Raw genomic sequence first — 22,180 nt, 5'->3', positions numbered from 1 at the left:
GTATCCCGCGCACCTGGAGGTCGCGGACTTCGGCCTGGGCTGCTTCTGGGGCGCGGAGCGCAAGTTCTGGCAGACCCCCGGGGTGTGGACCACCCTGGCCGGGTACCAGGGCGGCCACACCGAGAACCCGACGTACGAGGAGGTGTGCTCGGGCCTGACCGGCCACACCGAGGTCGTCCGCGTGGTCTTCGACCCGGCGCTCGTCTCCTACGACACCCTGCTGAAGCTGTTCTGGGAGTCCCACGACCCCACCCAGGGCTTCCGCCAGGGCAACGACGTCGGCACCCAGTACCGCTCGGCGGCCTACACCCACTCCCCCGCCCATCAGGCGGCGGCCGAGGCCTCCCGGGACGCGTACCAGCGGGTCCTCACCTCCTCGGGCCACGGCCGGATCACCACGGCGGTCCTCCCGGCGTCGGAGCGCCCCTTCTGGCCGGCGGAGGCCCACCACCAGCAGTACCTCGACAAGAACCCGGGCGGCTACTGCGGCATCGGCGGCACGGGCGTCTCCTGCCCGATCGGCGTGGCCCCGGCCCCGTCGACGGATGCCTGAGGATCCGCGCACCTCGCGGTACCGGCTGCTGCGGGGCCCGTGGGGCATCTGGACCGAGCTGACGGCTTCGGCGGCGGTGACCGCCGAGCGGCCGACGCGCGGCGAGCGGGTCTCGGAGGGGGTGTGGCTCGACACCACCCCCGTCCGCACCCACCCGGTCACGGACCACCGGGGGGTGCGGCTGTCCGCCGAGGAGGCCGACTGGCTGCGGTTCGGCGCCTGCCTGGCCGCACCGGCCCTCACCTGCCGCGCCCCGGGCCGGCGCACCCTCGTCACGGTCCACCGCGTCCTGTTCCCCGAGGCGGACTTCCAGCCGGAGGGCCTGGCCGCGGCGCTGCTCCTGTGGGCGCAGGAAGAGCTCGGACTGCCTCCGCACCCGGTCGAGGCGACATTCGACCGGGCCGCGAACCGCTACGCGTACGACTGGGGTCCACGAGCTGCCCGTCCGCCCGCCGTGAGCACCCCCGCCGCCGGGCAGGCTGCCCCCAACCCGGGGATGTGACGCCCAAGTCACGCATGACAGACTGCGGTTGACTGATCACCAGTCAATTCGCGCGCTACGGGGGGACCGGGCATGTGGGACCAGGGGACCGTGCTCGGGGAGCGGTACACGCTCGTCGAGCGGCTCGGCAGGGGTGCCATGGGGGAGGTCTGGCGGGCCCGTGACGGGGTGCTGGAGCGGGAAGTCGCCGTCAAGATCCTGCTGCCCGCGCTGCTGGACGACGCCACGTTCGCCGCGCGCTTCCGGCGGGAGGCCAAGATCCTCGCCGCGCTCAACCACCCCGGCATCGTGGACGTCCACGACTACGGCGAGGGCGAGACCGCGTACATCGTCATGGAGCTCATCGACGGCCGCCCGCTGGAGGACGTGCGCGCGGATCGCGGGCCCCTGCCCGTCGCCGAGGCGCTGGACATCGCCGCCCAGGCGCTCGACGCCCTGCACGTCGCGCACCGGCGGGGCATCGTGCACCGCGACGTCAAGCCGTCGAACCTGATGCTCCGCCCCGACGGCCGCGTGACGGTGACCGACTTCGGCATCGCGCGCTCCACGGGCAGCACCCGGCTCACCGCCTCCCACGCGGTGCTCGGGACCGCGCTCTACACCGCCCCCGAGCAGGCCGAGGGCATCGCCGCCGTCCCCGCGTCGGACCTCTACTCCCTCGGCGTCGTCTGCTACGAACTGCTGACCGGCGAGGTGCCGTTCCCCGGCTCCTCGGTACTGGAGGTCGTGCTCAAGCACATCCGGGAGCCCGCGCCCGACCTTCCCTCCGCGTTTCCGGAAGCGGTACGGGCCTTCGTCGCCCGCGCGCTCGCCAAACAGCCCGAGGACCGGTACCCCGACGCCGCGGTGATGGCGGCCGCGGCGCGGCGCGCCGCCGCCGGGGAGCAGGAACCCGCGCCCGCACCCGTGCCCCCGCCGATACCCGCTCCCGCTCCCGCTCCAGCTCCCGCACCCCCGACGGCCGCCGCGGCAGCGCCGCGTGCGCGGCGGGGCCGGACCATCGCGCTGTTCGTGCCCGTCGTGGTCGTGGTGGGCGTCGGCACGACGCTGTACATCGACCGGGGGGCCGACCAGCACGACGCGAAGGCTCCCGGCCCGGGCCCCGTGGTGTCCATGGCCGCCCCCGGTGGCTCCGCGTCGCCGGGCGGCGGGGCGAGTGCGGCCGCGAGCCCGGGGGCGGTCCCCGGCTCGGCGCCGTCCCCCGACGGCGCCAACGGCAGCCAGTCGCCGGGCTCGGGCACCGGTCCCGGCACCGGCCCGGCTCAGGGCAACGTCGGCGGCGCGGCCGCGGCGGGCGGTTCCGGCGGCACGCCGGCCACCGGCGGCTCCGGTGGCTCCGGCAACAAGCCCGCTCCCCCGCCCGCCAGCCAGGGCTCCGCGGTCCCGCAGGGCTGCGGCGGAGCGGACTGGGGCGCGATCACCAACGTGAGCGACGGGCTCAAGATCGGCCTCGTGGCCGACAGCCCCGACGGCGGCACGAAGGTGATCATGGGCGGCCACACCGAGTTCGGCTGGGTGAAAACGAAACCCCAGTGGACCAAGTTCAACGCCTGCAGCCTGAGCGGTCCCCGGCTCGGCCAGTCGTTGCAGTCCTCCTCAAGTCCGCGTCTCATCCCCACCTCCGGCGCCGCCGACACCTCGTGGAAGCTGGTGGAGGCACCCACGCCGGGCGCGTACTACATCAAGAACTACTCGGGCCAGACCTGCCTGACCCATGTCGGCGCGGGCAAGGAGCTGGCCATCACCACCTGTACTCCGGACAACAAGTTCCAGCAGTGGTACGTCCCTTAACCCACCACCAGGTGGAGCAGTCGTACGCCGCGGACGCCGCGGACGCCGCGGATGCCGCAGCCGTCGAGGCCGATCGCGGCCGGGCCCGTGGCGCCCGTCGGGGTGCCGGTCGTGTCGAGGGTGCGGCCGTCGGCGCGGACGATCGCGCGGATCGCGCGTCTCCTCCCGCTCCGGTCAGATCGTCGAGGTGTCGATGACGAACCGGTAGCGGACGTCGCCCGCCTGCACCCGCTCGTACGCCTCGTTGATCTGCTCGGCGGCGATCACCTCTATCTCGGAGCCCAGCCCGTGCTCCGCGCAGAAGTCGAGCATCTCCTGGGTCTCGGCGATCCCGCCGATCATCGAGCCGGCCAGCGTCTTGCGGCCGCCGATGACGGAGAACAGGTTCAGCGAGACCGGCTCCTCCGGGGCGCCGACGTTCACCAGCGCGCCGTCCACCTTCAGCAGCCCGAGGTAGGCGTCGAAGCCGAGGGGCGCGGAGACGGTGGAGACGATCAGGTCGAAGCGGCCGGCCAGCTCGTCGAAGGTGGCCTCGTCGCTCGTGGCGTGGAAGTGGTCGGCGCCGAGCTTCAGCCCGTCCTCCCGCTTGCGCAGGGTCTGCGACAGCACGGTCACCTCCGCGCCCAGGGCGTGCGCGATCTTGACGCCCATGTGGCCGAGACCGCCGAGGCCGACGATCGCGACCTGCTTGCCGGGGCCGGCCCCCCAGTGCTTGAGCGGGGAGTACAGGGTGATGCCGGCGCACAGCAGCGGGGCGGCGACGTCGAGGGCGAGGCCGTCGGGGATCCGGACGGTGTAGTTCTCGTCGACGACGATGTGGGTGGAGTAGCCGCCGTAGGTGGGCTCGCCGTTCTTGTCGAGGGCGTTGTACGTGCCGGTCATGCCCTTGGCGCAGTACTGCTCCTGGCCGCGCAGGCAGTACTCGCACTCCCGGCAGGAGTCGACGAAACAGCCCACGCCGACCCGGTCGCCGACCGCGAACCGGGTGACGCCGGGGCCGACCTCGGTGACGACACCGGCGATCTCGTGGCCCGGGACCATGGGGTAGATGCCCTCGCCCCACCCGTCGGTGGCCTGGTGGATGTCGGAGTGGCAGATGCCCGCGTACTTGATGGCGATGAGCACGTCGTGCTCGCGGACCGGGCGGCGCGGGACGGTGGTGCGCTCCAGCGGGGCCTTGGGGGCGGGGGCGGCGAAGGCGGCGGCCTGGGTGACTGACATGAGAGGTGCTCCTCGAAGCGCGACGCTGTGGTGACGGTCTTGCATGCGGTGCCTTGCTGGTTCGTTGCTGGTTCCTTGCGGTGCGTTCAAGCCTGCCGCACCCGGTGGCCGGCACCCGGCCGCCAGTCCTGCCCTGTCGCGCCTATGACTGGCGGGCCTACCCCTGGCAGGGTCAGGCACAGCCCTCCGGCCGCCGCCCCGCGCGGCGATACTGGGGGCATGGACCAGCCTGACCAGCGAACCGAGCTCGGCGAGTTCCTCCGCTCCCGGCGGGCGCGGCTGCGCCCCGAGGACGTCGGCCTGCCCGACCACGGGCGCCACCGGCGGGTTCCCGGGCTGCGCCGCGAGGAGCTGGCGCTGCTGGCCGGGGTGTCGGTCGCGTACTACACGCGGCTGGAGCAGGGCAGCGGGCACAACGTGTCGGCGGAGATCCTCGACGCCATCGCGCGGGCGCTGCGCCTGGGCGACACCGAGACCGAGCACCTGAACCACCTGGCGCAGCCGAGGCCGCGCAAGCGGCGCTCGGCCCCGCGCCCGCAGCAGGTCCGGCCGGGGGTGCGGACGCTGCTGGACGCGATGGAGGACGTGCCGGCCTACCTCGTGGGGCGGCGGCAGGACGTCATCGGGTGGAACCGGCTGGCCGCGGCGGTCTTCGGCGACTTCGGCGCGCTGGCGCCCAAGGAGCGCAACCTCGTGCGCCTGACGTTCCTCGACCCGGCGACGGCGGAGCTGTTCACGGACTGGGAGTGCCGGGCCTGCGAGGTGGTGAGCAACCTGCGCGTGTACGCGGGCACGCACCCGGACGACGAGCAGCTGTCGGCGCTGGTCGGCGAGCTGTCGGTGAAGAACGAGGAGTTCCGGCGGCTGTGGGCCGCGCACACCGTGGGCGACAACAAGACCCACGGCGTGAAGCGGCTGCGGCACCCGCTGGTGGGCGAGCTGGACCTGTCCTTCGAGACGCTGGCCCTCCCGGACGACTCGGCGCAGTTCCTGGTCACCTACCACCCGGCGCCGGACTCGCCCTCGGCGGACGCGCTGCGGCTGCTGTCGTCGTGGTCCGCCCGTTCGGCCCCGACGGCCCCCGCTGCCCCGCCCGCCCAGGTCCCGTCCGAGGACCGGCCCGCTACGGCTTGAGCTGGAGCTGGAAGTACGCCGCGGCGCGCTCGCTCCGGTAGCCCAGGGCCTCGTTCACCGTGCGCATCGGGGTGTTCTCGTCCGCCACCGTCGTGGCGATCTGCCGCAGCGCCGGGTACCGGTGTGCCGCCAGCTCCCCCATGCGCAGTTTCACCGCGCGGCCCAGGCCCCGGCCCCGGTGGGCGGGGACCACGACCGTGTCGTACTGGAGGGCGCGGACTCCGCCGGGATCCGGCAGGACCAGCTCCGTGTACGCCGCCACCTCCCCGGCCGGGGTGAGCGCCGCGACCGTGGTCAGCTCGCCGCCCCGGTCCAGGATCAGACGCTGGGCCGCGTGCAGGCGCTGCGCCGTCCAGGACTCGGCCCTCTCGTCCACGTCCCCCATGGGCGCGTCCTCCATGGCTCCGTGCGCCCGGGCCACCGGGTCCGCCCAGTCGTCCGGCACCAGGCCGTGCCAGGCCCGCAGTTCGTAGCCCGGCGTGGCGGGGACCTCCACCGGCTGCCGCCGCGCCACTTCCTGTGCGTACCAGGCCATCGGCAGGACGTTCTCGAACCCGAGCGCCTCCGCGAACGCCTGCCCCGGACCGCCCAGGTCGGCCATCGTCGCGACCGAGGTCCGCCCCTGCGCGAGCAGTTCCTCGCGGACCCGCTCCCACAGTGCGGCGCCGATGCCCCGCCGGCGCGCGTCCGGACGTACCGCCAGCACGTCGAGGAACGCGGTGTGGCCATTGGCCTCGTCCGTGAACAGGAGCAGGGCCGCCACGCCCGCGCCCCCCTCGGCGGTCCAGAGCGCGGCGCGGCCGCGCGCCGGCGGCACCCGCAGCCGCCCGGCGGTCTCCGCCCGGGTCGGCGCGGGCACGTCCGGCAGGTCGGCGGCGTGGGCCCCGGCCACGGTCGCGGCCCACGCGTCCACCTCGGTGTCGGTCGGGGGCCCGGAGAGCTTCGTGATCCTCATGGCCCGGACCCTAGCCGCGCCCCCGCCCGTCCACTCAGGGGTTTTCCGTGACCGTCACCTTGCCGCGCCGGATGGTCGCCACCCGCGGGGCCCGCTTGGCCAGCGCGCTGTCGTGCGTGACCATCACGAAGGTCAGCCCGTGTTCCTTCCACAGCCCTTCCAGCAGGTCCATGACCTCGTCGCGCATGGCTTCGTCGAGGTTGCCGGTCGGCTCGTCGGCCAGCAGCACCTTCGGCCGCTTCACCAGGGCCCGCGCGATGGCGACGCGCTGCTGCTGCCCGCCGGACATCTCCCCGGGCACGTGCCCCATCCGCTCGCCCAGGCCCACCGACTCCAGGGCCTCGGCGGCCCGTTCGCGCCGCTCCCGCGCCTTGAGGCCGAGCGGGACCAGGGCCGTCTCGACGTTCTCCTGCGCGGTCAGGGTCGGGATCAGGTTGAAGGACTGGAACACGAAGCCGATGTTCTCCGCCCGGACCCGGGTGAGCCGCGCCTCCGACACCGTGGCCAGGTCCAGGCCGTCGAGCACGACCTGCCCCGCCGTCGGCCGGTCGAGCGCGCCGAGCATCTGGAGCAGGGTGGACTTGCCGCCGCCCGTGGGGCCCTGGATGACGAGCCGGCCGCCGTCCTCGATGGTCAGGTCCACCCCGGCCAGCGCGTCGATGGTTTCCTTGCCGCGCTGGTAGCGCTTGGTCACACCGCTGAGTTGGTACATCTCGTTCGTTCCTCGCTTGCTGGTGAAGTCGTGGGTGGGGGCCGGAGCGGCTATTCGACGCGGCGCAGCGCGTCCGCCGGCCGCAGCCGGGACGCGCGCCAGCCGCCGAAGCCGCCCGCGATCAGGCCGCCCGCGACCGCGAGGGCGACGGCCAGGCCGATGGTGGCGAGGGACACGGGTGCGGTGAGCGCGACGTCGAGGGCCTTGCCCGCGGCCTGGCGGGCGGGGCCGCCGAAGCCGCCGGCCGCCATCCGGCCGCCGTGGCCACCGCCGTGGCCACCGCCGCTCGCGAGCTGCGCCGTCAGCGTCGGGCTGACCGCGGTGATCGCGTACGCGGCCCCGAGGCCGAGCCCGATGCCCAGGACACCGCCGAGCAGGCCGTTGACCAGGGCCTCACCGGCGACCTGGCGGGTGACGCGGCCGCTCTTCCAGCCGAGCGCCTTGAGGGTGCCGAACTCGCGGACGCGCCGCGAGACGGCCGAGGAGGTGAGGAGTCCCGCGACGAGGAAGGCGGCCAGCAGGACGGCGTACGAGAGCCACGTGCCGACCGTGGAGGCGAGCGAGGCGGCGGTGGAGAGCGAGCCGGAGACCGTGTCGGCGAGGTCGGCCGAGGTGGTGACGGTGGTGTCCGGCACGTTGTTCTGGATGGCCGCCTTGACGGAGGCGAGGCCCTGGGAGTCCTTGGCCTGCACGTAGACCGTGGTGACCTTGTCCGGGGTCTCGGCGAGCGTCTGGGCCTGCTTGAGCGGGAGGTACACGTTCGCAGCGGCGTCCCCGCTGTCGGCGGTGGCGATGCCGATGACCTTGAACTTGGCGCTCTTGACGGTCAGTTCCGAGTCCACGGCCAGCTTGTTCTGCTTGGCGTACGCGCTGTCGACGACGGCGACGGCCGCCTCGCTCTCACCCACCTGGAAGCCGCGACCGGAGGTGATCTTGGAGGTGGTGAGGGGGCCGAGGTCCGGCTGCGTGACGTCCGTGCCGTACACGGTGAAGGAGTTGACGTCGAAGTCGGCGCCGCCGCCCTGGACCGTGCCGCCCGGCCCGCCCGCGCCCCCGCCCCCGGCGCCGCCGGCCGACGCGCCGGGCTTGGCCGCGGTGGCGCCGCCCTCGGCGCGTTTGAACTCGCCGCGCCTGAACTGGCCGTCGACCTTCATCACCTGGAGGCTGAGTCCGCCGACGGCCTTCGCGACGCCGTTCTGCGCGGACACCTTCCCGACGGTGGCGGCGTCGAGGGTCTGGAAGCCCTGCGGCATCACGATGTCGCGGCTCTGCGCGGCGTCGGCGTTCGCGTCGTCCTCGCCCTTGGCGTCGAACCGGAAGCGCGGGCGGGCCGCGGCGCCGCCCTCGCCGGGCGGGGTCTGGGCCTTGGTGACGGTCATGTCCGTGCCCAGCCCGTACAGCGACTGGAGGACCTTGCCCTGGGCCTGCGTCATGCCCGCGGAGACGGAGGTGACGACGATGACGAGGGCGATGCCCAGGGCGAGCCCGGAGGCGACGACGAGCGCCGCCTTCCTGCGGCGGCGCAACTCGCGCCGGAGGTAGGTGAAGAACATGCGGCCGAAGCTAGGCGGCGGCCCTAATCGCCGGATAAGGCGCGGGTAAGAGTCGTATGAGAAGACGCAGGGGAAAGACGGACGGCGGGGAGCCCCCGTCAGGGCTCCCCGCCGTCCGTCGGGGTTCAGTCGTCGCGGTGCGTCAGGCGGCCGAGCCGGCCTTCCAGTCCGCCCAGCTCATGTTCCAGCCGTTGAGGCCGTTGTCCGGCTTGATGGTCTTGTCCGGGGAGTTGACCACCACGACCACGTCGCCGACGAGCGAGTTGTCGAAGAACCAGGCGGCCGGCTGGTCCGGGTCGCCCGCGCCCTTGGCGTCGTTCAGGCCGATGCATCCGTGGCTGGTGTTGACGCTGCCGAAGATCGAGTCCGATCCCCAGTAGTTGCCGTGGACGAAGGTGCCGGAGTTGGACAGCCGCATCGCGTGCGGGACGTCCTTGATGTCGTACTCGCCCTTGCCGTCGTCGTCGGTGAAGCCGACGGTGGCGCCGTTCATCCGGGTCTCCTTGAACTTCTCGGAGATCACCATCTGACCGTTGTACGTCGGGTTCTCCGGGGAGCCGGCCGAGATCGGGACGGTCTTGAGGACCGCGCCGTCGCGGGTGACGACCATCTTCTTCGTCTTCGCGTCCACCGTGGAGACCTGGCTGCGGCCGATCTTGAAGGTGGCGGTCCGGTTCTGCACGCCCTGGACGCCGGGAGCGCCCTGCACGCCGTCCAGCGTCATCTTCAGCGTGACGGTGGAGTTCGCCGTCCAGTACTTCTCCGGGCGGAAGTCCAGGCGCTGCGCGCTGAACCAGTGCCCCACGACCTCCTGGCCGCTGCTGGAGGTGACGCTGACGGCCGCCTGCACGGCCTTCTTGTCCTTGATCGGCTTGTTGAAGGTGATCGAGACCGGCATGCCCACGCCGACGGTCTGGCCCTCCTCCGGGATGAACGAGCCGACGAAGCTGTTCTCCGGAGAGACCGTGGTGAAGGAGGCGTTCTCGTGCGCCTCGCGGCCGGCCTCGTCCTTCGCCGCCGCCGACAGCGCGTACTTCGTGGAGCGCTTGAGCGCGGCGTCCGGCTTCCAGCTCTTGCCGTCGGCGGCTATCTTGCCCGCGACGGCCGTGCCCTCGGAGGTCTTCAGCTCGACCTGGGTGAGCGTGCCGTCACTGACGGCCACGTTCGCCGCGTCGTTGAGGCCGACGTTGGTGGCGCCGTCCTTCGGCGTGATGGTTATTCGGGCCTTGGACGTGTCCTTGGCCGCTGCCGCGTCGACGTCCGCCTGGGACTTCGCGGACGCTTCCCCGCTGCCCTTGGGCTGGTCGCCGCCGTCGTTGCAGGCCGAGAGCATCAGTACGCCGCCGAGCACGGCGGATATGGCCACCAGGGACCTTCTCCGTCGCTTGCTGTCCGTCCTCACACGCCACTCCATCGTTGCCGGAACCCCGTAATTCCCCGGGCAGGGGGGACAGACCCCCCTGCCTCGTTGTGACAACGCGTTCATGGCCCGGATCGGTTCCACATCCCGTTCGAATGTGGTCAACCCCACGGTCAGGCGTTGTCGGTCTCTGCGTCGAAGTCCCCATCTTCCTCGTCGATGTCCCACTCCATCGACTCGGGGTCGTATTCCACGGGCTCACTGCTCCAGGAGGCCTGCGCCAGCTCCACCCCGGGGATCTCCGCGACCAGGTCAGTGGGGTCGACGAGGTAGGCCAGGGCCTCCGACTCGTCCTCCCGGACGGCCGCCTCGGCGTGGCCGCGCTCCTCGTCCGGCATGAATTCATCGGCCTTGATGTGGGCGAGCGCGGCTCCGGTGAGTGCCGCCGAGTCCGGCACCTCCAGCACCAAATCGACCCGAAGCCGTACGTAACGTGATGTCTCAGAAGTGTTCATACGACGGAGCGTAAGCCCGCGGAACCCCCGGCTTTCCCACGACCCGCCCCTTTCCGTAGCATCACCGCACGGGGCCAATTCGCTGCTGCCACAAGGGGGATCGCACCGTGTCCGCACGTCGATCGATGCTCACCGCTCTCGGAGCGACCACCCTCCTCGCCGTCCTGTGGTTCGTGCCCTCGGCCAATGCCACCGCACCCGGGCACGCGAAGGACGCCTCCGGCGCGTCCGCCGCCTCCGGGCTGAGCGCGCAGGGCGCCGGGTCCGCCGAGGTCACAGAGGTGGCCTCGGCCGCCGAAGTCTCCCTCGGGCTCGCCGACACCGGCGGCGTCGACACCACACCGTACGTACTCGGCGGCACGCTCTGCCTGGGCCTGGGCGCCGGGTTCGTGACCTTCTCGGTACGCCGCTCGCGCGCCCTGTAGGGCGCCTCCGCGAGCGCCGCCGACCGGACGGCCGGATGCGGCGAGGGCCGCGCCGGGATCGTGTCCCCGCGCGGCCCTGCCGTGCGTACGGTGTTCCCCCTCGCTAGGCGAGCGGCCCCGTCACCTCTTCCACCGCGGCGACGAGAGCGCCCGTACGGACCACCGCGTCGGCGGCGGCCAGGTCAGGCGCGAGGAAACGATCCGGCCCGGGACCCTGGACGCCTCCGGCGCGGGCCGCCGCGATGGCGGCCCGGCTGGCCGGAGCCGGGGTCAGCCCGTGGCGCAGCTCGATGGCGCGGGTGGCCGCGTACATCTCGATGGCGATGATCCGGGTCAGGTTGTCGACGGCGGTACGCAGCTTGCGCGCGGCCGACCACCCCATCGAGACGTGGTCCTCCTGCATCGCGGAGGAGGGGATCGAGTCGGCGGAGGCCGGCACGGCGAGCCGCTTCATCTCGCTGACCAGGGCGGCCTGCGTGTACTGGGCGATCATCAGACCGGAGTCCACACCGGCGTCGTCCGCGAGGAACGGCGGCAGGCCGTGGCTGCGGTTGTGGTCGAGCAGCCGGTCGGTGCGGCGCTCGGCGATGGAGCCGAGGTCGGCGGCGGCGATGGCCAGGAAGTCCAGCACGTACGCGACCGGGGCGCCGTGGAAGTTGCCGTTGGACTCCACGCGCCCGTCGGGCAGGACCACCGGGTTGTCGACGGCGGCGGCCAGCTCGCGGGAGGCGACCAGGGCGGCGTGCGCCATGGTGTCGCGGCCCGCGCCGGCCACCTGCGGGGCGCAGCGCACGGAGTACGCGTCCTGGACCCGGGGAGCCGACTCCTCCTGGAAGTGGCGGACGAGTCCGGAGCCCTCCAGGACGGCGGCCATGTTGGCGGCGGAGGCGCTCTGGCCCGGGTGCGGCCTTATGGCGTGCAGCTCGGGGGCGAGCACCTTCTCGGTGCCGAGCAGCGCCTCCAGGGTCAGGGCGGCGGTGATGTCGGCGGCGGTGTACAGCTTGCCGAGGTCGGCCAGCGCCATGACCAGCATGCCGAGCATGCCGTCGGTGCCGTTGAGGAGGGCGAGGCCCTCCTTCTCGCGGAGCTCGACCGCCTTGATGCCGGCCTCGGCGAGCAGCTCGCCGGCGGGGCGGACGACCCCGTCGGGGCCCTCGGCGTCGCCCTCGCCCATGAGCGCGAGGGCGCAGTGGGAGAGCGGCGCGAGGTCGCCGGAGCAGCCCAGGGAGCCGAACTCGTGCACGACGGGGGTGATGCCCGCGTTGAGCATGTCGGCCATGGTCTGGGCGACGGAGGGCCGGACGCCGGTGCGGCCGGAGCAGACGGTCTTCAGGCGCAGGAACATCAGCGCGCGCACGACCTCGCGCTCGACGCGCGGGCCCATGCCGGCGGCGTGCGAGCGGACGATGTTGCGCTGGAGCTGCGCGCGCAGCTCGGGACTGATGTGCCGGGAGGCCAGGGCGCCGAACCCGGTGGACACCCCGTAGACGGGCTCGGGCTTGGCGGCCAGGGCGTCCACGATCTCGCGGGCGCGGGTGAGCGCTTCGAGCGCCTCGCCGGACAGTTCGACGCGTGCGTTGCCGCGGGCGACGGCGATGACGTCCTCGGCGGTGGTCCCGGACGTTCCCACCACGACAGTGTGCATATCCATATTCAGCACCCTACGGACTGAATCGCTTCATGTCACTAGCCATCGTCCCGCCCGCCCCCGCACACGGCCTACGCCCGGCCGCGGAAGCGGCGGCGCTCCCCCGCGGCCTCCTGCGCGGCGTCGGCGAGCCGCACCACGGCGGTGTCCCGCCCGGCCACGACCGGCTTCGGGGAGCGCGCGGCCTTGGCCTTGTACTGGGCGGCGTCCGCGAGCCGGAACAGCCGCCGGGAGGACTTCACCGGGCCGATGGGGTCCCCGGTCGAGGCCACGCCGCAGGCCACCCCCTCCCCCAGCTCCAGCTCGGCGGCCCGTACGCACACCTCCTCGGTCACCCGCACCACCTCGTCGGCGGTGGGCCCGACCCCCACCAGGCAGAACTCGTCGCCGCCGAGCCGGGCGACGAGGGCGCCGGGCAGCATGGCCCCGCACAGGCTCAGCACGGACCCGAACCGCTCCAGCAGCCGGTCGCCCATGGCGTGGCCGAGGGTGTCGTTGACCTTCTTGAGGCCGTTCAGGTCGCAGACCACCAGGCTGACCACGGCCCCCGTCCGCCGGTGCTCCTCCAGGGCCTCGTCGAGCCGCATGTCCACCGCGCGGCGGTTCGCGAGGCCGGTCAGCGGATCGGTGAAGGCCAGCCGGCGGGCCTCCTCCAGCCGCTCGTTCTGCGCGAGTCCGGCGGCGACGACGGCCGCCAGCACGGTCGCGAACTCGGCGTCGTCCTCGTCGAAGTCCGCCAGCCCCTCGTCGCGGGCGACGTACAGCTCGCCCCAGGCCCGCCCGCTGAGCACGATCGGCGCGACCACGCAGCTCCCGCGCCCGCGGCGGCGCAGGGCCTCCCCGCGCCGCCCGGGGCGCTCGCCCACGGCGCTCTCCACCCAGGCGTGCGGCCCGCCGCCGCCGACCCAGCGCTCGTGGAGGAATTCGGTGATCTCCGGGAAGTCGTGGACGGGGTAGGACTCGTCCTCGGGGAACTCCTCCTCGCCGGCCCGGCGCCCGCCCTCGTTCACGAGCACCCGCAGCCGCCCGCGCTCGCGCTCCCAGGCGGAGATGGCGGCGAACGACCCGTCCATCGCCAGACGCGCCCCGCGCGCCGCGGCCCGCACACTGTCCCGCGGCGCGCACGCGGCCGCCATGGCCTGCGCGAGGCCCACAACGGCTCGCAGCCGCCCGTTGACTCCCATCATCCCAGGTTAGGGAGTTTTACCCGATTTGGTGATAATTGGCGCGGCTTTCGCCGGCATCAAGATCACAGAGGCGAGACCCGCAGCGGCCCCGGCGCGCGCCTGCGCCGGACTACTGCCCCGGCCAGTTCGGCTTGCGCTTCTCGTTGAACGCCGCCACACCCTCCGCCCGGTCGCCCGAGAAGGCCACCGTCCGCCAGGCCGCGTCCTCGATCTCCAGCCCGGCCTCCAGGTCCATCCCGTGCCCCAGCCGCAGCGCCCGTTTGGCGGCCCGCAGCCCGACCGGGGAGTTCGCCGCCATGCGCGCCGCCAGCGCCAGCGCCTCGGCCGTGTCCTGACCGGCGGGCACCACCGAGTCCACCAGGCCCAGGGACAGCGCCTCGGGCGCCTCCACCCGGCGCGCCGTGAAGATCAGCTCGGCCGCACGGGCCGCGCCCACCCGGCGCGGCAGCAGCTGCGTCCCGCCGCCACCCGGGATCACGCCCACCGACACCTCGGGCAGGCCGACCACCGCCGTCTCGTCGGCCACGATCACGTCGCAGGCCAGCGCCAGCTCGAAGCCACCGCCCAGCGCGAAGCCGTGCACCGCCGCGATCGTCGGCATCGGCAGCTCCAGCACGCCCCCGTACGCACCCCGCGTGGTCGGCCGCTGGCGCACCAGCTCCGCGTCCGACAGGGAGTTGCGCTCCTTGAGGTCCGCCCCGACGCAGAAGGCCCGCTCGGCCGCGGAGGACAGCACGACGACCCGTACGGAAGGATCGGCGGCCAGCTCGGCGCAGGCCGTCCCGATGGCCCGGGCCATGTCCGTCGACACCGCGTTCATCGCCTTCGGGCGGTCCAGGACCAGCTCGACGACGCCGCCCCCACCGTGCCGGCGTACCGAAACGAACTCCGACTCTGACACCACAGCGGCCCTCCCGGTTAACGAGCGTTACCCGGGGGATCCTAGGGGGTACCCGGCCGGCCGGGCCAGGGTTCACGGCGCCCGCCGCCGCGACCCCGGCGAGGTCGCCCGGTCCTACCCGGCGCCCGGCCGCTTGCGTCGCGTCAGCGACCAGGGCTCGACGACACCCAGCCCGCGGACCGGACGCTGCCACATCGGCTGGAGCGCGAAGCGGTACCCGCCGCCGCCCTCCTGCGACTCGGCCTCCTTCTCCGAGACCGGCGCCGCACCCGTGCGCCCGAGCTCCTTCGCCATCGCCCCGTCCACCAGGACCGCGTCCTTCGGAGCTATCGACGTCAGCCGGCTCGCCAGGTTCACCGTGGTCCCGAACACGTCGCCCATCCGGGTCGTCACCGTGCCGAAGGCGATGCCGACGCGCAGCTCCGGCATCTGCGGGTCGACCTCCATCGTCTCGATCAGCCGCAGCGCGATCTCCGCCGCCGTCGCCGCGTCGTCGGCGCAGTACAGCACCTCGTCGCCCAGCGTCTTGATCAGCCGGCCGCCGTGCGCCGCGACCAGGTCCGCCGCCGTCGTCTCGAAGGCCTCGACCAGCTCGCCGAGCTCCTCCTCCTCCAGCCTGCGCGTCAGCCGGGTGAAGCCCACCAGGTCCGCGAAACCCACCGCGAGCCGCCGGTCGACCATCTCCTCGTCGTCCGCCACCTGCACCACGCGCCCGGTCGCGGCCGCCAGCTGGCGCCGCCACACGTACACGAGGAACTCCTCCAGCTCCGGCAGCAGCAGCTCCACCAGCGGGTACGTGACCTCCGTACGGGTCATCCCCGGCTCCGGCGGCTCCGTCAGCCCCTCCAGGAAGGAGTCGATCTGCCACTCCGCGAGGCGCGCCGTGGTCTGCCCGGTGGAACGGGCCACCTGCACCGCCATCGGCTCGCTGAGCAGCCCGGCCTCCACCAGGCCCGCGAGGCGGCGCAGTGCCAGTACGTCGGCCTCCGTGAGCGCCTTGGCCTGGCCGATGTCGGCGAAGCCCATGGCCCGCCAGAAGCGGGACGCGAGCTCCATCGAGACGCCGGCGCTACGGGCCGCCTGGAAGGGCGTGTACCGGCGCTCGGCGCCCAGGATCAGCTGCTCCAGCCGGATCGCGAGCGGGTCGGCCGTCGGCTGGGCCGTGTGGTCCACCTCGTGGTGGGGAGTGTGCTGGTCGCGCCCGATCGGGGTGCCCGGACCTGAGGGCCCGGCCGATCCGGAGGCGGACGCGCTGGACGTAGGGTCGTCGACGGTCAAGGGCCGCCTCCTGTCCATTCCGTGCGCACACTGCCCCGGCCAACCGGGTGATCACCGCGAGGACCGGGATCGCCTAAACCATACGGCAGGTGTGCCGTAGCTCACTCCCCACTCCCCGACCTCTTCCCGGGCTACCGGACCGACCGCAGATGCACGACGTCCCCTGCCCCGACGGCCTCCCGCTCCCCCTCCGCCGTCCGTACGACCAGCCGTCCGTCCGTGTCCACCGCTTCGGCCGTCCCGGTGAGTGTGCGGCCGCCGGGCAGCTCGGCCCGCACGTGCTTGCCGAGGGTGGCGCAGCCCGCCGCGTACGTCTCCTGCAGCCCGCTGGCCGCCGGATCCCCGGCGGCCGCGCGCCAGTCCCCGTACCCCTGCTCCAGGGAGCGCAGGACGGCCTTCAGCAGCGGGTCCCGGTCGGTGACGGCGGCCTTGGCCAGCGCGAGGGACCCGGCGGTGTCCACGGGCAGCTCGTCCTCGGTCAGGGTGACGTTCAGCCCGATCCCGATGACGACGCCGTCGGAGACCCGCTCGGCGAGGATCCCGCCGACCTTGCGCTCCTCCCCCTCCACGCCGACCAGCAGATCGTTGGGCCACTTGAGTGCGGTGTCCACCCCGGCGGCCCGCGACAGCCCGTTCGCGACGGCCACCCCGGCCAGCAGGGTCAGCCACCCCCACCGCTCGGCGGGCACGCCGGGCCCCGGCTTCAGCAGCACGGAGAAGAACAGCCCGGAGCGCGCGGGCGCGACCCAGCTCCGGTCGAGCCGCCCGCGCCCGGCGGTCTGCTCCTCGGCGACGAGCACGGCCCCCTCGGGCAGCTCCGCGGCCCGCGCGGCGAGATCGGTATTGGTCGACCCGGTGGCGGCGACCACCTCCAGCGAGGTCCACAGCCCCCCGTCGGTCACGAGTGCCCGCCGCAGCGAGGCGGCATTCAACGGCGGCCGGTCGAGGCTCGACCAGCGGCCCGCGGAAGCTCCGGTGGAAGCCCCGCCTGATGCATCTGATGGCGTCATGCAACCCACAGTAGGTGTGTCAAACGCCGCACTGCCGAGCGCCATGCCCGCCGATACGCTACGCACCAGTAGCCAGCCGGAGTCAATCAATTGACCAGGCAGTTGACACCACACAGGGAGCCGCGACCCCGATGTCACAACCGTCAGAGCCGATCGACATGCACACCACCGCGGGGAAGATCGCGGATCTGCAGCGTCGCATCGATGAAGCCACCCATGCCGGCTCCGAGCGGGCGGTGGAGAAGCAGCACGCCAAGGGCAAGCTGACGGCGCGTGAGCGGGTGGCACTGCTGCTCGACGAGGGCTCGTTCGTCGAGCTGGACGAGCTCGCCCGGCACCGGTCCACCAACTTCGGGCTCGAGAAGACCCGCCCGTACGGGGACGGCGTCGTCACGGGCTACGGCACCGTCGACGGGCGCTGCGTCGCCGTGTTCTCGCAGGACTTCACCGTCTTCGGCGGTGCCCTCGGCGAGGTCTACGGTCAGAAGATCATCAAGGTGATGGACTTCGCGCTGAAGACCGGCTGCCCGGTCATCGGCATCAACGACTCCGGCGGCGCCCGCATCCAGGAGGGCGTCAGCGCGCTCGGCATGTACGGCGAGATCTTCCGCCGCAACGTCCACGCCTCCGGCGTGATCCCGCAGATCAGCCTGGTCGTCGGGCCCTGCGCCGGCGGCGCCGTGTACTCCCCCGCGATCACCGACTTCACGGTCATGGTCGACCAGACCTCGCACATGTTCATCACCGGCCCCGACGTCATCAAGACCGTCACCGGCGAGGACGTCGGCTTCGAGGAGCTGGGCGGGGCGCGCACGCACAACAGCACGTCCGGCGTCGCGCACCACATGGCGGGCGACGAGAAGGACGCGATCGAGTACGTCAAGTCCCTGCTGGCGTACCTGCCCTCGAACAACCTCTCCGAGCCGCCCGCCTTCCCCGAGGAGGCGGACACCGAGGTGTCCGGCACCGACCGCGAGCTCGACGTACTGATCCCGGACAGCGCGAACCAGCCGTACGACATGCACACGGTCATCGAGCACGTGCTGGACGACGCGGAGTTCCTGGAGACCCAGTCGCTCTTCGCCCCGAACATCCTCACCGGCTTCGGCCGGGTCGAGGGGCACCCGGTCGGCATCGTCGCCAACCAGCCGATGCAGTTCGCCGGCTGCCTGGACATCAACGCCTCCGAGAAGGCCGCCCGCTTCGTGCGGACCTGCGACGCCTTCAACATCCCGGTGCTGACGTTTGTGGACGTGCCGGGCTTCCTGCCGGGCACGGACCAGGAGTACAACGGAATCATCCGGCGCGGCGCGAAGCTGATCTACGCGTACGCCGAGGCCACCGTCCCCCTGATCACCGTGATCACCCGCAAGGCCTTCGGCGGCGCGTACGACGTCATGGGCTCCAAGCACCTGGGCGCGGACCTGAACCTCGCCTGGCCGACCGCGCAGATCGCCGTCATGGGCGCACAGGGCGCGGTGAACATCCTGCACCGCCGCACGATCGCCGACGCGGCGGCGGGGGCGGATGATGTGGAGGAGGTGCGTGCACGGCTGATCAGCGAGTACGAGGACGCGCTGCTGAACCCGTACACGGCCGCCGAGCGCGGGTACGTCGACGCGGTGGTCATGCCGTCCGAGACCCGGGCGCACGTGGTGAAGGGGCTGCGGCAGCTGCGCAGCAAGCGGGAGTCCCTGCCGCCGAAGAAGCACGGCAACATCCCCCTCTAGCCCCTCCAGGAGGTCACTGTGGTGATCAAGGTCGTCAAGGGCAATCCGACCCCCGAGGAGCTGGCCGCCGCACTGGCGGTGGTCCAAGCGCGCGCGGCGGTGCTGGCCTCGGCCACGCCGTCGGGCGCCCCGCGGGTGGCGGACGCGTGGTCGGCGCCGGGCCGGGTGGCCCGGCGGACGCTCCCGCAGCCGGGGGCCCGCGCGTGGGGCCGTACGTACTGGCCCGGTCAGGGCTGAAGATGGCTTGAAGTGGCGGTGGCGCTTGAGTACCCGTACTCAGGCGCCACCGCCGCTTCGGGGACAGGATCGGGGCATGCTCTGGTCAGACCCGAAGAACGAGCCACCCAAGGACATGCGCGACGCGCAGGCGATGGTCCGGCGGATGACCGTCGTCGTCGTCATCGCGATGCTCGTGGTGGTCTACGTCCTGGGCGTGGGCGGGTTCTGAGCGGCCCGAGGCCGCTCGGCTCCACCCCTACGATGGCGGGCATGACTGCCGAACCGCGCCACGCCCTCGTCCTCGCCTCCGCCTCGCCCGCCCGGCTGAACCTGCTGCGCCAGGCGGGGCTGGCCCCGCACGTGATCGTCAGCGGCTTCGACGAGGACACCCTGAGCCACGACAACCCGGCCGATCTGGCCCTCGCGCTGGCCGAGGCCAAGGCGGGCGTCGTGGCGGGCCTGGAGGAGGCCGCGGGCGCCCTGGTGATCGGCTGCGACTCGGTGCTGGAGCTGGACGGCGAGGCGCTGGGCAAGCCCGCGGACTCCGAGGAGGCCACGGCCCGCTGGAAGTCGATGCGCGGGCGGGCCGGCGTACTGCGCACCGGGCACTGCGTGATCGACACGGCGACCGGGGCCAAGGTTTCGGCCACGGCGTCCACGACGGTCCGCTTCGGCGAGCCGACGGACGCGGAGGTGGCGGCGTACGTGGCGAGCGGCGAGCCGCTGCACGTGGCGGGTGCCTTCACGCTGGACGGGCTGTCGGCGCCGTTCATCGAGGGCATCGACGGGGATCACGGCAACGTGATCGGGATCTCACTTCCGCTGCTGCGCTCCCTGCTGGCGGAACTGGGCGTGTCCATCACGGACTTGTGGGCGTGAGGCTCCCCTGCGGGGCGGCCGCGGTCCCGCCGTCCTTGGCCGCGTAGAGCGTCAGGGTCAGCACGAGCAGGCAGAGGATCAGCATCAGCACGGCGAAGGCGCCCCAGCCGACCAGGCCCACGGCCAGGGCGCCGAGCACGCCGTGGGTCACGGCGGCGCTGATGAGCACGACGCGCGCGAAGGAGCCGGGGGCCCGGTCGCGGATCGCGGCGACGGCCAGGAGGGCGGCGCAGAGCAGGAGGAAGGCGCCCATGCCCGCCCCCAGCGCGTACGTTGCCTTGGACATGACATCCGGATCCATGCCCGCGATGGACATCGACTGGTTGTGCGTGGTCCGCCCCAGGACGATGTGGACGAAAACGAGCACCACCGCCTCCGCCGCGATCACGACCCCGGCGACCGCGGCCACGAGTCTGCGCAGCACGACACCCACACCCACGACGCCCCCACCCCCCACAAGCACAAGCCTGTTCGACGCCTGGAGGCTACTAACGGGTAAACCCGCGGACAAGGGGTCGGGGCAGCTTCGTTACCGTAGGCCTCCCGCTGGGCGGCCGCGCAAGGAATGCGCGGGCCGTTCGTAGGGACTCGACAAAGAATCACCCGGGGCGGCTGACCGGCCGCACAGAGACCTCAGGCACACGACAGGGTTACTGTGCAGTCGGGGATCCCCCTGGCCTGGGGCGCCACAAGGGTTTTTTCGGCTCGAGGTGGACTCGAATCACACTCCGTGTGGGCAAGGTCACCTCTGGAGAAGGGTCGAAAGGCCGTGTGGACTGTCCCTAAACTCAGCTTGTTTCAAGGAGGGAGCCATCGTGCGCAAGGTGCTCATCGCCAACCGTGGCGAAATCGCTGTCCGCGTTGCTCGGGCCTGCCGGGATGCCGGGATCGCGAGCGTAGCCGTCTACGCCGACCCGGACCGGGACGCTCTGCACGTCCGCGCGGCCGACGAAGCTTTCGCGTTGGGCGGTGACACCCCGGCCGCCAGCTACCTGGACATCTCCAAGGTCCTGCAGGCCGCCGCCGATTCCGGCGCGGACGCCATCCATCCCGGATACGGCTTCCTCTCCGAGAACGCCGACTTCGCGCAGGCCGTCATCGACGCGGGTCTGACCTGGATCGGGCCGCCGCCGCAGGCCATCCGCGACCTCGGCGACAAGGTCGCCGCCCGGCACATCGCGCAGCGCGCCGGTGCGCCGCTGGTGGCCGGAACGCCCGACCCGGTCTCCGGGGCGGACGAGGTCGTCGAGTTCGCCAAGGAGCACGGCCTGCCGATCGCGATCAAGGCCGCCTTCGGCGGTGGCGGTCGCGGTCTGAAGGTCGCCCGCAACCTCGAAGAGGTGCCGGAGCTCTACGACTCCGCCGTGCGCGAGGCGGTCGCCGCCTTCGGCCGCGGCGAGTGCTTCGTCGAGCGCTACCTCGACAAGCCGCGGCACGTCGAGACCCAGTGCCTGGCCGACTCCCACGGCAACGTGGTCGTCGTCTCCACCCGCGACTGCTCGCTGCAGCGCCGCCACCAGAAGCTGGTGGAGGAGGCTCCCGCGCCGTTCCTGAGCGAGGCTCAGAACGCCGAGCTGTACGCCGCCTCGAAGGCGATCCTGAAGGAGGCCGGCTACGTCGGCGCCGGCACGGTCGAGTTCCTGGTCTCCGCCGACGGCCTGATCTCCTTCCTGGAGGTCAACACCCGTCTGCAGGTCGAGCACCCGGTCACCGAAGAGGTCACCGGCATCGACCTGGTCCGCGAGATGTTCCGCATCGCGGACGGCGAGGAGCTCGGCTACGGGGACCCGGTCCTGCGCGGTCACTCCATCGAGTTCCGCATCAACGGCGAGGACCCGGGCCGCGGCTTCCTGCCGGCCCCGGGCACCGTCACCAAGTTCGCCCCGCCGACGGGTCCGGGCGTCCGCCTGGACGCGGGCGTCGAGTCCGGCTCGGTCATCGGCCCGGCCTGGGACTCCCTGCTCGCCAAGCTGATCATCACGGGTGCCACGCGCGAGCAGGCCCTGCAGCGGGCGGCGCGCGCGCTGGCCGAGTTCGAGGTGGAGGGCATGGCCACGGCCATCCCGTTCCACCGTGCGGTCGTCGCGGACCCCGCGTTCGCGCCGAAGGACGGCGCCCCGTTCACGATCTTCACCCGCTGGATCGAGACCGAGTTCGTCAACGAGATCCCGGCGTTCGTGGTCCCGGCCGCGGAGGACACCGAGGACGAGCCGGGCCGCGAGACGGTGGTCGTCGAGGTCGGCGGCAAGCGCCTGGAGGTCTCGCTCCCGTCCTCGCTGGGCATGACCCTGGCCCGCACGGCCGCGGCGGGCGGCGCGAAGCCGAAGCGTCGCGCGGCGAAGAAGTCCGGCCCGGCCGCCTCCGGCGACACCCTCGCGTCCCCGATGCAGGGCACGATCGTCAAGGTCGCGGTCGAGGAGGGCCAGCAGGTCAACGAGGGCGATCTGATCGTCGTACTCGAGGCCATGAAGATGGAGCAGCCGCTGAACGCCCACCGCACGGGCACGATCGTCGGCCTCTCGGCCGAGGTCGGCGCCTCCCTGACGGCGGGCGCGACGATCTGCCAGATCAAGGACTGACACCACCCGAAACGCCGGGCGGGGCCTG

General features: G+C 72.7%; 22 protein-coding genes. 10 read left to right on the top strand and 12 right to left on the bottom strand.

Translation table 11 applies throughout. The features are described 5' to 3' along the window. The 3 genes from msrA to ACFWB8_RS32465 form a co-directional block, all read left to right on the top strand. Nucleotides 1-553: peptide-methionine (S)-S-oxide reductase MsrA (gene msrA / locus ACFWB8_RS32475; protein WP_385235292.1), on the top strand; the 553-nt coding region annotated here is incomplete at its 5' end. After that, entirely contained in the window at nucleotides 546-1,055 is a 510-nt protein-coding gene (locus ACFWB8_RS32470) for a hypothetical protein (RefSeq protein ID WP_385235289.1), read from the top strand. The genes msrA and ACFWB8_RS32470, both read left to right, overlap by 8 nt. A gap of 72 nt (nucleotides 1,056-1,127) precedes the next feature. Beyond that, nucleotides 1,128-2,846 (top strand): serine/threonine-protein kinase, encoded by a 1,719-nt coding sequence (locus ACFWB8_RS32465; RefSeq protein ID WP_385235286.1) that lies wholly within the window; start codon nucleotides 1,128-1,130, stop codon nucleotides 2,844-2,846. Nucleotides 2,847-3,020: 174 nt separating this feature from the next. On the opposite strand, the gene ACFWB8_RS32460 is transcribed toward ACFWB8_RS32465, so the two are convergent. After that, nucleotides 3,021-4,067 carry an NAD(P)-dependent alcohol dehydrogenase gene (locus tag ACFWB8_RS32460; RefSeq protein WP_385235283.1) on the bottom strand — a complete coding sequence of 349 codons (1,047 nt, stop codon included), beginning with the start codon at nucleotides 4,065-4,067 and terminating at the stop codon, nucleotides 3,021-3,023. A 219-nt stretch (nucleotides 4,068-4,286) separates the two neighbouring features. On the opposite strand from ACFWB8_RS32460, the gene ACFWB8_RS32455 reads away from it, so the two are divergent. Beyond that, on the top strand, nucleotides 4,287-5,201 hold the full coding sequence (locus ACFWB8_RS32455) for a helix-turn-helix transcriptional regulator (protein WP_385235280.1): 915 nt from the start codon (nucleotides 4,287-4,289) through the stop codon (nucleotides 5,199-5,201). On the opposite strand, the gene ACFWB8_RS32450 is transcribed toward ACFWB8_RS32455, so the two are convergent. From ACFWB8_RS32450 to ACFWB8_RS32430, 5 genes are all read right to left on the bottom strand, one after another. Further along, nucleotides 5,191-6,156 (bottom strand): GNAT family N-acetyltransferase, encoded by a 966-nt coding sequence (locus tag ACFWB8_RS32450; RefSeq protein WP_385235277.1) that lies wholly within the window; start codon nucleotides 6,154-6,156, stop codon nucleotides 5,191-5,193. The two genes, ACFWB8_RS32455 and ACFWB8_RS32450, sit on opposite strands and share 11 nt — an antisense overlap. A 34-nt stretch (nucleotides 6,157-6,190) precedes the next feature. Next, a complete protein-coding gene (locus ACFWB8_RS32445) occupies nucleotides 6,191-6,868 on the bottom strand; it encodes an ABC transporter ATP-binding protein (RefSeq protein WP_385235274.1) in 678 nt (225 codons plus the stop codon). Nucleotides 6,869-6,918: 50 nt separating this feature from the next. Next, nucleotides 6,919-8,421 (bottom strand): ABC transporter permease, encoded by a 1,503-nt coding sequence (locus ACFWB8_RS32440; RefSeq protein WP_385235271.1) that lies wholly within the window; start codon nucleotides 8,419-8,421, stop codon nucleotides 6,919-6,921. Nucleotides 8,422-8,563: 142 nt separating this feature from the next. After that, the gene (locus ACFWB8_RS32435) at nucleotides 8,564-9,835 is read right to left on the bottom strand and encodes an Ig-like domain-containing protein (RefSeq protein WP_385235268.1); all 1,272 of its coding nucleotides are present in this window, start codon (nucleotides 9,833-9,835) and stop codon (nucleotides 8,564-8,566) included. A 119-nt stretch (nucleotides 9,836-9,954) separates the two neighbouring features. Beyond that, nucleotides 9,955-10,296 (bottom strand): hypothetical protein, encoded by a 342-nt coding sequence (locus ACFWB8_RS32430; protein WP_385235265.1) that lies wholly within the window; start codon nucleotides 10,294-10,296, stop codon nucleotides 9,955-9,957. 125 nt (nucleotides 10,297-10,421) lie between these two features. Here ACFWB8_RS32430 and ACFWB8_RS32425 point away from each other — a divergent pair, with 125 nt between their 5' ends. Next, a complete protein-coding gene (locus tag ACFWB8_RS32425; protein WP_385235301.1) occupies nucleotides 10,422-10,721 on the top strand; it encodes a hypothetical protein in 300 nt (99 codons plus the stop codon). Nucleotides 10,722-10,824: 103 nt separating this feature from the next. On the opposite strand, the gene hutH is transcribed toward ACFWB8_RS32425, so the two are convergent. The 5 genes from hutH to ACFWB8_RS32400 all read right to left on the bottom strand — a co-directional run bounded on the left by hutH (nucleotide 10,825) and on the right by ACFWB8_RS32400 (nucleotide 16,745). Beyond that, entirely contained in the window at nucleotides 10,825-12,366 is a 1,542-nt protein-coding gene (gene hutH, locus ACFWB8_RS32420; RefSeq protein ID WP_385235298.1) for a histidine ammonia-lyase, read from the bottom strand. Between the two features lie 74 nt (nucleotides 12,367-12,440). Then, nucleotides 12,441-13,553, bottom strand: coding sequence for a diguanylate cyclase domain-containing protein (locus ACFWB8_RS32415; RefSeq protein ID WP_385235262.1), 1,113 nt, complete (start codon nucleotides 13,551-13,553; stop codon nucleotides 12,441-12,443). A gap of 112 nt (nucleotides 13,554-13,665) precedes the next feature. Then, a complete protein-coding gene (locus tag ACFWB8_RS32410) occupies nucleotides 13,666-14,460 on the bottom strand; it encodes an enoyl-CoA hydratase/isomerase family protein (protein ID WP_385235259.1) in 795 nt (264 codons plus the stop codon). Between the two features lie 111 nt (nucleotides 14,461-14,571). Next, on the bottom strand, nucleotides 14,572-15,735 hold the full coding sequence (locus ACFWB8_RS32405; RefSeq protein ID WP_385235256.1) for an adenylate/guanylate cyclase domain-containing protein: 1,164 nt from the start codon (nucleotides 15,733-15,735) through the stop codon (nucleotides 14,572-14,574). Between the two features lie 131 nt (nucleotides 15,736-15,866). Then, on the bottom strand, nucleotides 15,867-16,745 hold the full coding sequence (locus ACFWB8_RS32400) for a biotin--[acetyl-CoA-carboxylase] ligase (protein ID WP_385235253.1): 879 nt from the start codon (nucleotides 16,743-16,745) through the stop codon (nucleotides 15,867-15,869). 131 nt (nucleotides 16,746-16,876) lie between these two features. Between ACFWB8_RS32400 and ACFWB8_RS32395 the strand changes: the two genes are divergently transcribed. The 4 genes from ACFWB8_RS32395 (at nucleotide 16,877) to ACFWB8_RS32380 (ending at nucleotide 19,573) form a co-directional block, all read left to right on the top strand. After that, nucleotides 16,877-18,475 carry an acyl-CoA carboxylase subunit beta gene (locus ACFWB8_RS32395; RefSeq protein WP_385235250.1) on the top strand — a complete coding sequence of 533 codons (1,599 nt, stop codon included), beginning with the start codon at nucleotides 16,877-16,879 and terminating at the stop codon, nucleotides 18,473-18,475. Between the two features lie 21 nt (nucleotides 18,476-18,496). Then, on the top strand, nucleotides 18,497-18,712 hold the full coding sequence (locus ACFWB8_RS32390) for an acyl-CoA carboxylase epsilon subunit (RefSeq protein ID WP_385235295.1): 216 nt from the start codon (nucleotides 18,497-18,499) through the stop codon (nucleotides 18,710-18,712). 76 nt (nucleotides 18,713-18,788) lie between these two features. Further along, complete coding sequence (gene mmpB / locus ACFWB8_RS32385) at nucleotides 18,789-18,923, top strand: morphogenic membrane protein MmpB (RefSeq protein WP_385235247.1); 135 nt, start codon at nucleotides 18,789-18,791, stop codon at nucleotides 18,921-18,923. Nucleotides 18,924-18,964: 41 nt separating this feature from the next. Next, the gene (locus ACFWB8_RS32380; RefSeq protein ID WP_385235244.1) at nucleotides 18,965-19,573 is read left to right on the top strand and encodes a Maf family protein; all 609 of its coding nucleotides are present in this window, start codon (nucleotides 18,965-18,967) and stop codon (nucleotides 19,571-19,573) included. On the opposite strand, the gene ACFWB8_RS32375 is transcribed toward ACFWB8_RS32380, so the two are convergent. Next, nucleotides 19,554-20,012: a hypothetical protein gene (locus tag ACFWB8_RS32375; RefSeq protein ID WP_385235241.1), complete on the bottom strand. Its 459-nt coding sequence runs from the start codon at nucleotides 20,010-20,012 to the stop codon at nucleotides 19,554-19,556. The two genes, ACFWB8_RS32380 and ACFWB8_RS32375, sit on opposite strands and share 20 nt — an antisense overlap. Nucleotides 20,013-20,388: 376 nt before the next feature. Here ACFWB8_RS32375 and ACFWB8_RS32370 point away from each other — a divergent pair, with 376 nt between their 5' ends. Continuing rightward, nucleotides 20,389-22,152 carry a biotin carboxylase N-terminal domain-containing protein gene (locus tag ACFWB8_RS32370; protein ID WP_385235238.1) on the top strand — a complete coding sequence of 588 codons (1,764 nt, stop codon included), beginning with the start codon at nucleotides 20,389-20,391 and terminating at the stop codon, nucleotides 22,150-22,152. The last annotated feature ends 28 nt before the right edge of the window (nucleotides 22,153-22,180 follow it).

It is taken from the genome of Streptomyces sp. NPDC060031 (assembly GCF_042736805.1).
In the GTDB taxonomy this organism is placed as follows: Bacteria; Actinomycetota; Actinomycetes; order Streptomycetales; family Streptomycetaceae; genus Streptomyces.
The sequence above is the reverse complement of the archived record's forward strand: the minus strand, read 5'-3'. Positions and strand labels throughout refer to the sequence as shown.